The organism is Microbacterium oxydans, from assembly GCF_000956525.1.
GTDB classification, from domain to species: domain Bacteria; phylum Actinomycetota; class Actinomycetes; order Actinomycetales; family Microbacteriaceae; genus Microbacterium; species Microbacterium oxydans_A.
Genome location: NZ_JYIW01000023.1, coordinates 26,549 through 41,696 on the forward strand (window position 1 = coordinate 26,549; position 15,148 = coordinate 41,696).

At 67.7% G+C, this 15,148-nt stretch carries 15 protein-coding genes; all 15 read left to right on the top strand.

What is annotated here, in order from left to right; translation table 11 throughout:
* The first annotated feature begins 16 nt into the window (after nucleotides 1–16).
* The 15 genes from RS83_RS07520 to RS83_RS07590 all read left to right on the top strand — a co-directional run bounded on the left by RS83_RS07520 (nucleotide 17) and on the right by RS83_RS07590 (nucleotide 15,147).
* Nucleotides 17–4,516: an FtsK/SpoIIIE domain-containing protein gene (locus tag RS83_RS07520; RefSeq protein WP_045278918.1), complete on the top strand. Its 4,500-nt coding sequence runs from the start codon at nucleotides 17–19 to the stop codon at nucleotides 4,514–4,516.
* A gap of 100 nt (nucleotides 4,517–4,616) precedes the next feature.
* Nucleotides 4,617–4,955, top strand: coding sequence for a hypothetical protein (locus RS83_RS07525; RefSeq protein ID WP_045278919.1), 339 nt, complete (start codon nucleotides 4,617–4,619; stop codon nucleotides 4,953–4,955).
* A gap of 1 nt (nucleotide 4,956) precedes the next feature.
* A complete protein-coding gene (locus RS83_RS07530) occupies nucleotides 4,957–6,219 on the top strand; it encodes a hypothetical protein (RefSeq protein WP_045278920.1) in 1,263 nt (420 codons plus the stop codon).
* Entirely contained in the window at nucleotides 6,219–6,767 is a 549-nt protein-coding gene (locus RS83_RS07535; RefSeq protein WP_156153148.1) for a hypothetical protein, read from the top strand. The genes RS83_RS07530 and RS83_RS07535 overlap by 1 nt, the downstream gene beginning before the upstream one ends.
* Complete coding sequence (locus RS83_RS07540) at nucleotides 6,754–7,371, top strand: hypothetical protein (RefSeq protein WP_045278922.1); 618 nt, start codon at nucleotides 6,754–6,756, stop codon at nucleotides 7,369–7,371. The genes RS83_RS07535 and RS83_RS07540 overlap by 14 nt, the downstream gene beginning before the upstream one ends.
* Before the next feature lie 5 nt (nucleotides 7,372–7,376).
* Nucleotides 7,377–8,246, top strand: coding sequence for a hypothetical protein (locus RS83_RS07545; RefSeq protein ID WP_156153149.1), 870 nt, complete (start codon nucleotides 7,377–7,379; stop codon nucleotides 8,244–8,246).
* A 116-nt stretch (nucleotides 8,247–8,362) separates the two neighbouring features.
* Entirely contained in the window at nucleotides 8,363–8,650 is a 288-nt protein-coding gene (locus RS83_RS07550; RefSeq protein ID WP_052678951.1) for a WXG100 family type VII secretion target, read from the top strand.
* Nucleotides 8,651–8,737: 87 nt separating this feature from the next.
* On the top strand, nucleotides 8,738–9,637 hold the full coding sequence (locus RS83_RS07555; protein WP_045278925.1) for a hypothetical protein: 900 nt from the start codon (nucleotides 8,738–8,740) through the stop codon (nucleotides 9,635–9,637).
* An 88-nt stretch (nucleotides 9,638–9,725) separates the two neighbouring features.
* Entirely contained in the window at nucleotides 9,726–10,073 is a 348-nt protein-coding gene (locus tag RS83_RS07560) for a hypothetical protein (protein WP_045278926.1), read from the top strand.
* 12 nt (nucleotides 10,074–10,085) lie between these two features.
* Nucleotides 10,086–11,387, top strand: a complete 1,302-nt coding sequence (locus tag RS83_RS07565; protein WP_045278927.1) for a hypothetical protein — start codon at nucleotides 10,086–10,088, stop codon at nucleotides 11,385–11,387.
* Entirely contained in the window at nucleotides 11,384–11,989 is a 606-nt protein-coding gene (locus RS83_RS07570) for a hypothetical protein (protein ID WP_045278928.1), read from the top strand. Before RS83_RS07565 ends, RS83_RS07570 begins: the two co-directional genes overlap by 4 nt.
* A gap of 37 nt (nucleotides 11,990–12,026) precedes the next feature.
* Complete coding sequence (locus RS83_RS07575) at nucleotides 12,027–12,704, top strand: hypothetical protein (RefSeq protein ID WP_045278929.1); 678 nt, start codon at nucleotides 12,027–12,029, stop codon at nucleotides 12,702–12,704.
* Between the two features lie 113 nt (nucleotides 12,705–12,817).
* Entirely contained in the window at nucleotides 12,818–13,105 is a 288-nt protein-coding gene (locus RS83_RS07580) for a WXG100 family type VII secretion target (RefSeq protein WP_052678951.1), read from the top strand.
* Between the two features lie 87 nt (nucleotides 13,106–13,192).
* On the top strand, nucleotides 13,193–13,483 hold the full coding sequence (locus RS83_RS07585) for a hypothetical protein (protein ID WP_045278930.1): 291 nt from the start codon (nucleotides 13,193–13,195) through the stop codon (nucleotides 13,481–13,483).
* Nucleotides 13,483–15,147, top strand: coding sequence for an alpha/beta hydrolase (locus RS83_RS07590; protein ID WP_045278931.1), 1,665 nt, complete (start codon nucleotides 13,483–13,485; stop codon nucleotides 15,145–15,147). The genes RS83_RS07585 and RS83_RS07590 overlap by 1 nt, the downstream gene beginning before the upstream one ends.
* Nucleotide 15,148: the final 1 nt, after the last annotated feature.

Sequence of the window (15,148 nt, forward strand, 5' to 3'; positions counted from 1 at the left end):
GCGGTGAGGATGCACGATGAGAGTCAAGCTGACCCTGCGTCGCCCCGCGGCTCCGTTGACCGATGTGGTGGTGATGGCCGATTCGACGGCCACGATCGCCGATGTCGCACGCCAGATCGCGTCGACCGATCCGCTGCGCAGCATCGCGGCGGCGCCCGCTGATGTGCTCACGCTGTCGGTGGCGCCCCCGACGAGCGACCAGACCACCATGCTCAACCCCGACCTGCTCGTCGGCGATGCCCCCATCGGATCCGGGTTCCTCGCCGAGGTGATCAACGTCGGCCCGAACCGTGCGTCCGTCGGCACACTCGGCGCGCGCCCGGCCGCCGTCCTGAGCGTCGTGTCCGGTCCTGCCGCCGGCCAGGAGTTCCCGCTGCCGATCGGGCATTTCCTGATCGGACGGGATGCCGCGAACGACGTGACCGTCCACGATCCCCTCGTGTCGAAGCGGCACGCCAGGATCGAGGTCGCGCCCACCTTCGTCGAACTCGTCGACCTGAACTCCGCCAACGGCATCCTCGTCGACGGCGGTCTCGTGCAGCGTCTCAGGGTCATCCCCGGCCAGCGGTTCATGCTCGGCGACTGCGAGTTCGTGATGCACCTGGTCAGCGACTTCGACGGCTCGGCCGACGGCGACCCGGTGCTCGAGCGCGGCGGCGCCCTCATGTTCAACCGCAGCCCCAGGGTCGAGGAGCGGTTCAGCGGCCAGGAGCTCGATGAGCCGCGGTATCCGCGTGATCAGGCATCTCGGCTGTTCCCCTGGCCGATGCTGGTGGCGCCCATCCTGCTCGCGATGACCATGTTCAGCCTGACCGGCCGACCGGCGTCGCTGCTCATGGCCGCGGCCTCGCCCATGATGATGTTCGGAAACTTCATCTCGCAGAAGACGAACATCGGGCAGCGCCGCCGCAAGGAGGTCGAGTCGTTCGAGGAGCAGTTCGAGCGCCTCGAGGAGAAGCTGTACCACTCGCACCCGAAGGAGCGGGAGGTGCGGCAGAACGAGGTGCCGGCGGTCGCCGTCGTGTTCGACGAGGCCATGCGCCTCGGTCCGCTCCTGTGGACGCGCCGCCCTGAGCACTGGAACTTCCTGTCCGTGCGGCTCGGCGTGTGCGATGACGTCGCCAGGACGCACATCAAGCGCACGGAGACCCCGGAGGCGCTGGTCGAGTACGTCGAGCGCGTCGACCGCCTCGAGGAGCGGTATCGGATGATCACCGACGTCCCGATCCTCGAGTCGCTGCAGAGCGTCGGGTCGATCGGCGTCGCCGGTCCGACCTCGCTCGCGAGCGACGCCCTCCGCGGGATCGCCGTGCAGCTGTTCGGCACGCACTCCCCGAACGAACTCGTCACGGTGGCGCTCACCGAGCCCGGTTGGGCGAACGAGCTCGACTGGCTCAAGTGGCTGCCGCACACGTCGAGCGAGCGCAACCCGTTCAAGGACATGCCGCTGGCCGACTCCGCCTCCACCGGCAACGCGCTGCTCAGCGGTCTCGAGGAGATCGTGCTCCGGCGCTCGCGCGAATCGAAGTCGGCTCGGCCGCCGTACGGCGCCGACTGGGACCCGATGCGCTACGGCACCGACGTGAAGCGCGCGGCCGAGGACGCCACGTTCCCCGGTCAGACCGCCGTCGTGGTGATCGTGACCAACGATGCACCGGTCGACCGCGCAAGGTTGACGCAGATCCTCGAGCGCGGCGCCGATGTCGGCGTGTACGCGCTCTTCGTCGCGCCGGTGGTCGAGGCGCTGCCGGCGGCCTGTCGCACCTTCGTCGACGTCGGTGCCGGACTCGACGACGCGGTCGTCGGCACCGTCCGCAGCGGCGTCGACTACCGCGGCGTGCGCGTCGAGGGCGTCTCGCACGCGTACATGATGATGTTCGCCAAGCGCCTCGCGCCTGTCGTCGACTCCAGCACCGTGATCGAGGACTCCTCCGACATCCCGAACTCCGTCAGCTTCCTCTCGCTCGTCGGCACCGAGATCGCGGAGGACGCGAACGCCGTCATCGACCGGTGGCGTCAGAACAACACGATCATCGACCGTTCGGGCGCACCGCAGTCACGGCTCAAGAAGGCCGGCAACCTGCGCGCGATCATCGGGCAGTCGCAGACGGATGCGATGACCCTCGATCTGCGCCTGCAGGGCCCGCATGCCCTCGTCGGCGGTACCACCGGAGCCGGCAAGAGCGAGTTCCTGCAGGCGTGGGTGCTCGGCATGGCTGCGGCCCACAGCCCCGACCGCGTGACGTTCCTGTTCGTCGACTACAAGGGCGGTTCCGCGTTCGCCGACTGCGTCGATCTGCCGCACACGGTCGGACTCGTCACCGACCTCAGCCCGCACCTGGTCAGACGCGCGCTCACGAGCCTGCGCGCAGAGCTGCATCATCGCGAGCATCTCTTCAATCGCAAGAAGGCGAAGGACCTGCTCGAGCTCGAGAAGCGGCGCGACCCGGAGACGCCGCCGGCGCTCGTGCTCGTGATCGACGAGTTCGCCGCGCTCGCCGGCGAGGTCCCTGAGTTCGTCGACGGCGTCGTCGACATCGCCCAGCGCGGCCGCTCGCTCGGCATCCACCTGATCATGGCGACGCAGCGTCCTGCCGGTGTGATCAAGGACAACCTGCGTGCGAACACGAACCTCCGCGTCGCGCTGCGCATGGCGGACGAGTCCGATTCGAAGGACGTCGTCGACGATCCGGTGGCCGCCACCTTCTCGCCGTCGCTGCCCGGTCGCGGCATCGCGAAGACCGGACCGGGACGACTCGTGCCGTTCCAGTCGGCGTACGCCGGCGGATGGACGAACGACGAGGAGCAGGTCGCCGAGGTCAAGGTCGCCGAGCTCCGCTTCGGTTCGATCCAGACGTGGGAGGCCGAGCAGGCGCCGGAGTCCGATTCGCACGACGAGGACCTCGGACCCAACGACCAGAAGCGCATCGTCGCGACGCTCGTGACGGCTGCACGCCAGGCCCGCATCCCCGCGCCGCGTCGGCCGTGGCTCGATGATCTCGAGGGTGCGGTCGACATCCGTGACCTTCCAGTCCTCGGCGACGGTCAGGTACTGCTCGGCAAGATGGATGTGCCCGAGCGACAGCTGCAGGAGCCGGCGTACTTCCACCCCGACAAGGACGGCTCGCTGCTCGTCTACGGCACGAGCGGTTCGGGCAAGTCGACCGTGCTGCGGACCATCGCGATCGCCGCCGGATTCGACCCCGCCCATTCGAACGTCGAGGTGTACGGTCTCGACTTCGGTTCGGGGTCGCTGAAGAGCCTCGAGGTGCTGCCGCATGTGGGTTCCGTCATCTCCGGCGACGATTCCGAGCGCGTGCAGCGGGTGCTGCGCTCGCTCGCGAAGGTGCTCGACGACCGGGGCAAGCGCTTCAGCGCCGCCAACGCGTCGAGCCTCACCGAGTACCGTGAGATCACCGGCAAGGACGAGGCACGCATCCTCTTCCTCATCGACGGCTTCCCGCAGTTCCGCGCCGAGTGGGAGTCGACGACCGCGCGCATGCCGTTCTACCAGACCTTCATGCGCATCCTCGGCGAGGGTCGTCCGCTCGGCGTGCACGTGATCGCGAGCGCCGACCGGTCGGGCTCCGTCCCCACCGCAGTCAGCGCGAACGTGTCGCGCCGCGTCGTGCTCCGGCTCTCCGACGAGTCAGGGTACGCGATGCTGAACGCGCCGAAGGATGTGCTCGACGAGCGTTCCGCTCCTGGTCGAGCGATCGTCGACGGTCGGGAGACGCAGATCGCGACGCTCGGCGGTACGCCGAACGTCGCGGAACAGACGAAGCTGCTCGAACAGCTCGCCGAGAGCCTTCGCGCTGCCGGTGCGCGGGAGGTGCCGGAGATCGGCGCACTCCCCACGCGGCTGTCGCTGCGGGAGCTGCCAGACCGGATCGGCGAGTTCCCGGTGCTCGGCGTCGCAGAGGACACGCTCGCCGCTCGCGACTTCGACCCCGTCGGGACGTTCGTCGTGGCCGGTCCGCCCGCATCGGGCAAGACCAACGCGCTCAAGGCTCTCATCACCTCGATGCGACGTCTCGACCCGCAGATCAAGCTCTTCCACTTCGGCGGTCGGCGTGCACAGCTCAAGGACTACGTCGAGTGGACACGCAGCGCAGTGACCCCGGAGGATGCCAAGGAGCTCGCGAAGGAGATCACCGAGATCGCGGGTGACGAGACGATGGGCATCCGATTGCTGATCGTGGTCGAAGACGTGCCTCAGTTCGCCGACAGCCCTGCTGAGCGCGAGATGAAGGCACTGTTCCAGGCCGTCAACCGCAGCGACCACCTGCTGATCGGCGATGCCGATGTGACCCAGGTGACCAGCGGATTCGGCTTCATCGGAGACTTCAAGGCCGGTCGCAAGGGCATAATCCTCAAGCCGGATGCCTTCGACGGCGATGCGGTGTTCAAGGTGCCGTTCCCGAAGGTCAAGCGCACCGACTTCCCCGAGGGTCGGGGTATCTTCGTGCAGGCCGGGCGCCAGGTCACGGTGCAGCTGCCGCTCGTCGAGGGGTAGTCGATGGGATGGGGAGTTGTGCCCATGGAAACACCGGGGCACTTCTCTCTAGGGTTGGACGAGGTCCGAGCGGATCGCTCGAAATCGAGGAGGTCACGTCATGGGTACTGACATCAACATCCCCATGTCGCAGCTGGAACGGCTGAACACGTCGTTGGGGAACATCGTCGCGGAGTTCGAGAACGCTTCCTCGCGAAGCGATGCGCTGGAGTCCGACATCGGCACGCCGCACGGCGAGACGGCGCTGCGCAGCGAGGTCGGACGGTTCGAGAGCGACTGGAACGACAAGCGCGACACCTTGAAGTCGAAGCTCGAGAGCGCGAAGGAACGCGTCGTCGATTTCGTCACGGCGTGGACGGACTTCGACCTCGAGGCCGCGAACAACCTCGACACGACCGAGAATCCGCCGCAGGTCGGGCAACAGCCGGAGGCACGCTGACATGGATCGCACACCCACCGCAGGCAAGGGCTACGAGATCATCGCGATCACCGGTGATGCCGCTGCGATCGAGCGCCGCGGCATCGAGATCGAGAGCCTCGGCGACCAGATGCTCGGCGCCGCCGACCTTCTCGACACGATCGACCTCGGAGCGGAGTGCCGAGGCAAGAGCCTGGACGCCCTGCAGGGCGATGTCACCGACGTCAAGGACGATCTCCGGAAGGCGGGAGAGCGGTACCAGCCGAGCGGCACCCACATCGTCGAGTACGCCCGCTCACTCGACGACGTGCAGACGACGCTGTCGACATTGATCCCCGACCTCGAAGACCTCTGGAATGCGTACCAGACGACGGCCGGCCAGTTCGAGGACGACTCGCAGCTGCCCGAACCCGAAGCGGGCGAGTCGGCCGACGATCGCACCTCTGCAGCAGACGTCGAAGGAGACCTCGACGCGTGGAAGGCACGTGCCATCGAGTACGAGACCACGTATGACTCGTGGTGGGAAGCCTACGAGCGCGCACGCACCGGAATCCAGGCCGCGAACGACGACGGTGTGCACGACTCCTGGTGGGACGACCAGCTGCCCTGGTTGGAGACACTCGGCACGATCCTCTCGTACGCCGGAATCGTTCTGGCGGTCGCGGCCTGCATCCTCGGCGGGCCGTTCATCCTGATCGCTGCGATCGTCGGCCTTGCCGCGCTCGCTGTCACGGTGTGGAAGGTCAGCTGCGGTCGAGGCAACGGCTGGGACATCGCGATGGCCGCGGTGGGTGTCTTCCCCTTCGGGAAGGCCTTCGCGCTGGCGAAAGGGCTCAGGGCGGCACCGACGCTCTCGACGCTCGGCCGGGGTCTGCTCGGCATGGGCGGCGATGTGGTCGGTGCTGGATGGCGCAGCGGATCCCGTCTCACGGGTGTGCTCGCCGACGGCACCACGGGGCAGGTCTTCCACGCCGCAGGCGCGGTCAACCGTCACGGCACGGCGGTCATGCGCAACTTCTTCAACGGACTCGAGTCTCCGTCGATGCTCAGCCGCCTGCTGCGCGGTGGCGACGGTGCATGGTCGGCCTCGATCGGTGATGCTGCCGGCGCGCTGTCGAACCGTGCGACCAGCAACCTCAACTCGTTCCTCGCGAACACGCCGAACGGCTCGGTCATGAGCAACATGCTGTCAGGCGGCAGCAGCGCGGCGCTCGACTTCCTCGACAACCTGGGCAAGGCCGGCACCGGCTTCGCATACGACCGGTCACAGAGCGGATGGTCGTGATGCGGCGTATCGAGGTCGATCTCGACGATCGCTGGCTGCTCCCGGTGCCGACCGATGTCGACCTGCACGCGTGGGCACGCGAACAGGTCGCCACCCTGCAGTCCGAGCCGGATCGCGAGGTCGAGGAGACGATCGAGTCCCTCGTGTCGGTCGCTGCGAGCGCCGACCCCACGGCGTTCGCCACCCTGCTGTTCTGTCCCGAAGGTCTGCCGGGGCGTGCGCTCGTCGCGGTCTATGCCGCCGAGACCGACCTGGCGACCCTCGATGATCTCGCCGAACTCGCACCGGCGGCGCTGCCGCGACAGGTGCTGCCTCTGGGTGAGCACCCGCTGACGACGGGTCGGGTGATCTCCACGGTCACGCAGATGCCGGACGCCGGTGTGCTCGGCACGCTCCAGTACGAGCTGCTGCGCGACGGTGCGCTGCTCGAGGTGGTCGCGACGAGTCCGAGCCTGCCGCACCTCGGCCTGGGGATGCCGCTGTTCGAAGAGCTGATCGAGCGGATCGTCGTCGTGTCGGCGGAAACGGGAGAGCATGTCACTGCGTGAAGAGCTGCTGGGTCTGTCGACGGAGATCCCACGATTCAGGATCCTGTTGCCCTCGGAGTGGGCGAGCTTCGCGGTGACCGCGGAATTGGGCGGACAGCTCGAGCAACGGACACGAGAGGTGTTCGCGCGGGCCGGCAGGCCAGACCTCGACGGCGTCTTCAGCGCGCAGCTCGCGAGCGCGATGCGAGGGCTCTCCGAAGGGGGCGCGAAGTACGTGTTCCTGCCGTCCGAGCGGACTCCGGGCAAGGACCCGCTCGCGCTGTCGATGATCGCGACCTACATCGATTCGCCGGAGGGTCCGCTCGACGCGTGGATCACGTCCCGCATCCGCGATGGTGCCGAGATGCTCGACCCAGAGGGGCGCATCGTGTACTGGCGCGACCGGAGGGAAGGCCTCGACGAGGAGACCCATCGTTCGCAGAGCATCTACGTCATCGCCGTTCCAGGAACGCGACGTCGCAAGGTGCTCATGCTGACGGGCAGCACCATCGTCGGTGCGGACAGTCGTGACGATGACGACTACGCTGTCGCCGTGCAGATGATCTTCGATGCCATGGCATCCACCGTGACCTGGGTCGCCGACGATGCGGGTGCTGTCGCGTGAAGCCGGTGATCCGTCTCTCCGGAGACGATGCCGCCGTTCGCGCTGTCGGTGTCGAGGCTGCCGCGGCTGTCCGGGCCGCCGATCCGCAGGCAGCCTCCGCGTTGTTCAGCAGGCTCTGGGATCTGCACCTCCGCCGGCGGCGATTCGTGGCGGAGGCCGGTGTGCCGAGGTCGTCGGTGCCCGTGAGCGGAGCACAGCGGCCACAGGCAGGCACGGCATATCGAGCGGTGTGGGGGACTCTGCTCGGTCTCGGGCTCGCCGCTGCGCTGACGTCTGCTGTGATGCTCGGACCGGCCGACCGCAGGAACGCGTTCACCGAGCCCGGCCTCGCCCTCTCGGTGGCGTTCGTCGCCGGCCTGGTCGCGATCCCCGCAGTGCTGGTCGTGCTCCTGCTGCGCGTACCGGACGCGAAGAGTGCGCGCACCGGAGAGACCTTGACCGTGCTGGTCGGGCTGATCTGCGTCGGCATGTTCGTGTACCGCCTCGTGGTCGGCACCGACGACGACCGCGGCTTCGAGTCGCAGGGGCTCGCGATCTGGATTCCGATGACCGCCGTCAGTCTGCTGCTTCTCGTGGGCGTGGCGATCCGCACCGATCTGGTACGCCGTGCCGCAGTCGGTCCTGCGTCATCGCGCGCGTCCTCGTCGCGGACTGACGGGGCGCGCGAGATGCGCCGCGAGGCGGAGTGGGCTGCGGCATCCGGCACGCGGGATGCCGCAGGCACGGCCGAGTGGCTGCGGCGACTCGATGCGCTCGAGGGCGGTGTCGACGCATCCAGCATCGCCCAGGCTCGCACGCTGTCACCGGCGGCGTGGTTGACCTGGCTCGCCTATGACGGCGAGATCGATGTTGCGGGCGTGCTGCCTCGTCCATGACGACAGCGGTCGTGGGGTGGGGAGTTGTCCCCATCGACAGGGTCGTCGCAGGTTCCGTAGTGTTGTGTCATCGGGCCGGAGGGGTCCGGTTCAATTGATTTCCGGAGGTGTTGACGATGGCCGATTTCGGTGCGTCTTATGCAGAGATGGAGCAGGTGGCGTCGTCGCTGTCGCAGGCTCGTGATGACATTCAGGGGCAGCTGGACACGCTGAAGGGTCAGGTCGACACGTTGCTCGGCGATGACTTCAAGACGCAGCATGCGTCCGGCAAGTTCGGTGAGGGGTACACGGAGCTGACCACGGGTCTGAAGACCGCGGTGGATGGCATCAACGACATGTCCGAGTCGCTGCTCGGCATGATGCGTGCGATCCAGGACCTCGACCAGCAGCTCGCCGGCAGCTGACACGGCGTCGCAGACGAAGAGGGTCGACCATGATGGTCGGCCCTCTTCGTCGTGTGTCGGCCGTGTCCCGGCGTCTACGCTGGGAGCATGAGTGCGTCTGATGCTGTCGACGAGTTCGAACGCGGTGTTCTCGACGCGGACGCCGCGCTGGCGGCCGTGCACGAGACCTGGGTGTCGGCGGGTGATGCGCGCATGCGGGAGTTGAGTGCGCGGATCGCCTTCCCTTCCTGGCCGAGCGCCACCTCGGCGTCGGCGCTGAAGAGCGCGGCGCAGGAGGCCGAGATCACCGCTGTGCTCGACGAGTACGCGGCGGAGGCACGCGCCCTGATTCGGCCGGCCGACCAGGAGCGCTGGTCGGCGCTCGTGGCGGAGATGCAGCGCAGGAGCGGCGAAGGCCTGCTCGCTGACGAGCTCGGGCGCAGTGTCGTCGGCGCTTCGCTGCTGCGGGAGAAGCTCGGCGGACGTCCGCACCGCGGCGCTGCTCGGCGAGGGGTCGTCTGCGACTGCGGGTTCGCCCGCACCGGGGAGCTGCCGAAGGTCTTGTGCGACGAGTGCGAGGAGCTGCTGCTGCGGCGCTGGGTCGCCGAGGAGCGGCGACTGCTGCGAGGGATGCCGGCATATGCCGAAGAGGTCGCCCACGTGATCGACGAGGTCGCCCAGCAGCAGACCAAGGTCTTCCAGTCCCGCGGCGAGTACCTCCGCTCCGAGGCGTTCGGCAAGCGCAAGGCGGGCGGTCGTCGCCTCGGCCGGCTGACACGTGCCCACCGCGCCGAGCTCGCGCAGGTCGATCTCGGCCGTTGGCGCAGCTTCGTCGAGCCGCTGTCGCGTGCCTCGACCACGAGCGTGCGTTCCACGGTGCAGAAGGTGCACTCGCGGGGGCTCGGCGCCGCAGCCCTCACGGAGCTCGGGGTTCGCGGCGACGCCGAGAGCGTGAAGGCGTTCGTGAAGGATTCCGAGCAGCGCAAGAGCAGCGGCTGGAGGGTGTGACCACCGCGCCGGGATGGGGAGTAGTCCCCATCCCGGAATTCGGCTCGTGCCGGTAACGTCGAAGCATCCGGGAACGAAGGAGGGGGCCATGGCAGGCGATCGAATGCTCGTGCCGATCAGTGATCTGAGCGTCACCAGCGAGAAGCTCACGGCGATCGTTGCTGAGCTGGAGGCTGCGGGTGCGCGGCAGGACGACGTCGAGGAAGCCGTGGGTCGTCCGTACGGCGACGGTCGGCTGAAGGACCGCTGCCACGACTTCGAGGGCAGCTGGAACGACAGTCGCGACAAGCTGCTGACCAAGCTCAAAGAGGTGGCTGACCGTGTCAAGGGCACGGTCGACGAGGTCACCAGCTTGGACAACGAGATCGCGTCGTCGATGGAGCAGTCCGGTTCAGGGTCCGCACCGGCGGCCGGCAATCAGCCGGCCGCGGTCTAGGGGGAGAAGCACATGCAGACCGACAAGGGACGCGATGTCGAGGTCGTCGCCGGTGATGCCGCAGCGATCGCCGACCGCGGAGCGAAGATCAAGGAGCTCGGCGACAGCATGGTCAGTGCCGCCGCGACCTTGAAGGACATCAAGGATGGGTCCATCGACGGCGAAGGCTACGCGATGGACAAGATCAAGGACGTCGTCGGCGATGTCCACAAGGATCTCGACGAGGCCGGTCGCCGGTACAAGCCTGCCGGCACGACGCTGAGCAACTACGCCACAGCGCTCGAGACCGCGCAGAGCCGGATGCGCACCATCGTCGCCGACTGCCAGGCGAGCCTCACGGAGCTGCAGGCGGCCCAGTCGGACGCTGCGGATGCTGCCGAGGCGCTGCAGGCGCACAACACGTCGACGCGGTTGAACCCGCCGGAGCCCGACGCCGCCTCGGCGAACACGGCGGCAGGGACGAACCTCGCCAATGCGGCCTCCGGCGCCGCATCCACGCTGTCGACCGCAGAGACCACGCACTCCGAGAACCTCGACGCGTTCGACGGCGAGTACGACACCTGGCACACCGCCTACGAGACCGCGGTGTCGGGGCTGAGCGACGCCAACGAGATCGGTGAGGACTCGACCTGGGAGAACATCGCCGGCGTCCTCGCCGTGATCGCGGAGTGGGTGAGCTGGATCGGTCTCGCGATCGCCGTGCTCGGACTCATCATCGGCGGACCGTTCTTCGCGATCGCCGCGCTGGTGGTCGGCGTGATCGCGCTCGCGCTGACCGTGGCGCTGATGTTCGACGGCCGGAAGGGCTGGGGCGATCTCGCGATGTCGATCATCGGCATCCTCCCGATCGGCAAACTCGGCCAGGGATTCGGCAAGTTCTTCAAGGCCATCCCGAAGCAGCTCACCGGCCCGCTCGGCCAGATCCGCAACCTCCGCAACATCTCGGCCGCGCCGAAGAGCGGTTGGGGCGTGATGAGCAAGGCGAACTTCGCGAGCTTCGTGCAGAACGCCTCCAGGACGCGCATGACCGGGCCGTTCACGCTCGCCGGACTCGGCCAGCGCTTCCTCGGCGGCTCCAACCGGTCGTTCACGGTCGCCTTCCAGGACGCGGTCGCGGCGGGCACCGGATACGGCAACCGTCTCGTCAACCAGATGCCGGACGCCCTCGCGAGCCTGGCCACCGGCAAGGGGCCCGATCTCTTCGAGCAGGCGTACAACGTCTACAAGTGGGCCGACAAGGGCGTGGCACTCACCAACGGCAGTCCGTCCGGCGGGCTGTCGCCGGCGGGCCTCGTCAACGGCCTGTTCCGATGACGTCGCTGCCGATCTCCGGGGGGACCGCCCGCTGGGACTTCGCCTACGACTCGGAGTGGTACATCCCGCTCCCCTCGCCGGCGCTGCTCGAGCGGGAACCACTCGCCCGAGACCGATGGGTCACCGCCGCCGTCGACCACTACGCCCAGCGATCCGCCATCACCGACGGTGACCGCGAAGCGCTCGCCTTCACGGCAGATGGACTGCTCGGCCTCGTCGGCAACGCCGCGGTGCAGCTGTGGTTCGTGCCGCGGGGCGTGTACAGCGACGTGCTGATCGAGGTGACGGTCTCGTCCGTCGACGATCTCGACGTCGACGCCATCCTCCGCGAGATCGCCACGCTCCCCGACTCGACCGCATCCGAGCTGGCGGCCTTCGAGACCGACACGCACGGCAACGGCTTCCTCCTGCGCCGCACCTCTGCCGTGCAGGTCGACGACGAGGCTCGACCGATCGCGAATTGGACGGTGATGCTCCGCACGGGAGAATGGGCGATCATGATCGAGGCGATGGGTTCGACCCTCGAGCCCTTCGCCCTGATGGAAGAGCAGATCCCCAAGATCATCGCCGGCATCACCCTGCCGAGCGGTGTGCCTGCGTGATCGGGGACCGCACGATCGACATGAGGAGTGCTGCCTGATGAGTGAGATGAACGATCTCGGCGTGGAGCTGCGCTTCGGCATCCCCCCGTTCCGCCTGGTGCTCCCTCCCGGCTGGAAGACGCACCTGCCCACGAACGCCGGTCAGCAGGAGGACGTGCGCAAGGCGAGCGCGATCTTCATGCAGGCCGGTCGCCCTGACCTCGATGCGGAGTTCCGCAGCATGATGGCGCAGGCCAACCAGGGGATGCGCCGCACCAAGGTGTTCGCGATCTACCGGCAGGAAGACGTGCCGATGGAGGAGCTGCTGCCGCTGTCGATCACGGCATCGGCGCTCGATGCCCCCGACGGCGAGAATCTCGACGCCTGGGTGACCGAGGCTTTCCGGGTCAGGGGCGCGATCTTCCTCGACGAGAACCTGAAGCACATCGTGCGCTGGTCCGCCGAGAGCAAGCGCCCTGACGGCGCGAGGGCGATCGACGGTGTCGGCGGCCGCACGCTCACCTACATCATCCCGGTGCCCGGCACCCTTCGTCGCAAGGCGCTGGTCTTCACGTCGACCATCGTGATCCCTGACGGCGATGTCATCCCTGGCGACGTGCTCGACGGCATCGAGCTGCTCAGCGACGCCATGATCTCGACCTTCGCCTGGGAGCAGCTCGCCGAGGAGCCCGCTGTTCCCGCGGCCGCGGATCAGGCTGCCGTCACCGAGGGGTAGCGGCCGATGATCGATGGGGAGTTGTGCCCATCGACAGGGTCGTCGCGGGTTCCGTAGTGTTGTGTCATCGGGCCGGAGCGGTTCGGTTCAATTGATTTCCGGAGGTGTTGACGATGGCCGATTTCGGTGCGTCTTATGCAGAGATGGAGCAGGTGGCGTCGTCGCTGTCGCAGGCTCGTGATGACATTCAGGGGCAGCTGGACACGCTGAAGGGTCAGGTCGATACGTTGCTCGGCGATGACTTCAAGACGCAGCATGCGTCCGGCAAGTTCGGTGAGGGGTACACGGAGCTGACCACGGGTCTGAAGACCGCGGTGGATGGCATCAATGACATGTCCGAGTCGCTGCTCGGCATGATGCGTGCGATCCAGGACCTCGACCAGCAGCTCGCCGGCAGCTGACACCGAGCACTGCTTCGAACGGGGCCGGCGGATGACCGCCGGCCCCGTTCATCTTCACAGTTCCAGCATTCGTCGGGGGGGCGAACGATGAGCGACGTCGAGATCTTCTACGCCGAGTTGAACGACGCATCGAGCGCGCTCACGTCGGCGACGTACGAGGTGCTGATGGAGGCCGCGAGCCTCGTCGGCGAAGACACCGGCGTCGAGAATCCTGCGCAGCGCAGCGGTCTGCGGCTCGAGCTGCACCGCCGGTTGACCGCTCTGCACGACGCAGCCTACGACCGCATCGAGGCCGGTGATGCGCTGGCATCCTCGATCTCCGACATCGCGAGCGAGTACACCGGGCTCGATGCCGAGCTCAGCGGAGGCGATCGCTGATGGCGCTCACCTCCCCGAACCGGGGCTATCCGCTCGAACGTCTCGAGGGCAACAGCGGATCGATGTCGTTCTGGAGCAGTCTGTTCACCAGGGTGGGCGACCGTCTCGGCGATCTGCGGACCGCGGTGCAGTCGGCGAACGACCTGCCAGGCCTCGGTCGTGCGGTGACCGCGGTGCGGGTCGAGGCGAGTGACCTCTCCGCGCTGCTGCCGGCAGACATCGCCGAGGCCGAGCTGCTCGCCGGCGTCATGCAGCGCTACGCCGACGCGTTCGACGCCAACGCGAAACCGGCGAACGACCTCATCGACGACATCGAGACGGCGCACGCGGAGTGGTCGCGACTGAATCTCGCAGCCGATCACGCCGGTCGTGCAGCCATGGCGGCGGCGTCCGGCGACGATCAGTCCGAGATCGACGACACGAACGACGCGGTCACAGACGCGATCGGCGACCGCGACGCCGCGAAGGACGCACTCGACGAGCTCTGGACCCAGTACGAGAAGTACTACGGCGACTGGGATGCCGCATACGGCGCAGCGTTGGCCGAGCTCGCCGGCGGGGGCGGGACGGTGCTGACCACTGCAGCGCGCGACCTGCTCGACGAACTCCTCGCTGCCTCCAGCCCGGAGGACGTCCTGCGCCTGTGGTTGGAGAACCCTGAGCTGCAGCAGGAGATCATCGATTCCCATCCGGACATCATCGGCAACCTCGACGGCATCCCCTGGGACGTGCGGGCGACCGTCAACGCCGCGCGACTGAACGAGCTCCTCGAAACCGAGCCGGAGGGGCCGCACCGCGACGAGCTCGAAGCGATCGTCCGAGCCCTGAACGCGGGTGGGGTGCCTGCGCCCAACCTGATCAGCTTCGATCCGGATGGCTCGGAGCAGGTGACCGCAGCGCTCGCCTACGGCGATCTGTCGACGGCTTCCGAGATCAACACCCTCATCCCGGGGATGAAGGGCAACGTCGAGGACCTCCTCTCCTGGGGCGAGTCCGCGAAGGCGTTGAACCTCTCGGTGGGCGAGGGGTCCGCGACGGTCGTCTGGTTCGGCTACGACACGCCGGAGCTCCTCGAGGAGCCGTCGATGGACCGTGCGGAAGACGGCGCAGCGGCATTGCGTTCGTACCTGCTCGCGCTTCGAGCGCTGTCACCTGATGCCGACGTCAACGTGATCGCCCATTCGTACGGTTCCACCACCGCGGCGCTCGCGATCGGCTCGCAGCCCGACGGGCTCGGCGTCACCTCGTTCATCGCCGTCGGTTCCGCTGGCTTCCCGAACGATCCCACCGTGGTCGAGAACCTGACCAACGGCAGCCCGCCGCAGATCTACGCCACGATCTCGGAAGACGATGCCGTCGCGCGGGTGGGCAGGGCCACGGCTCCCGGGCATCCGGTCAGCCCGGAGCGCCTGCCCGGGACGACCGTGTTCGACAGCGATGGTGGTGTGGATGCCTCCGGGGGAACCCTCCCTTCGGCGACCGGACATGACGCGCTGGGACCCGGCGCCTACCTGGAGCCGGGGTCCGAGTCGTTCTACAACGTGTCGGAGATCATCCAGACCGGTCAGCCGGGCACCGAGCGCGGTGGCGAAGGCAGCACGCAGGGATTCTGGGACGAGAACAACTGGTGGATCAGTGATGAGTACGCGCTCATCGACTTCTGAG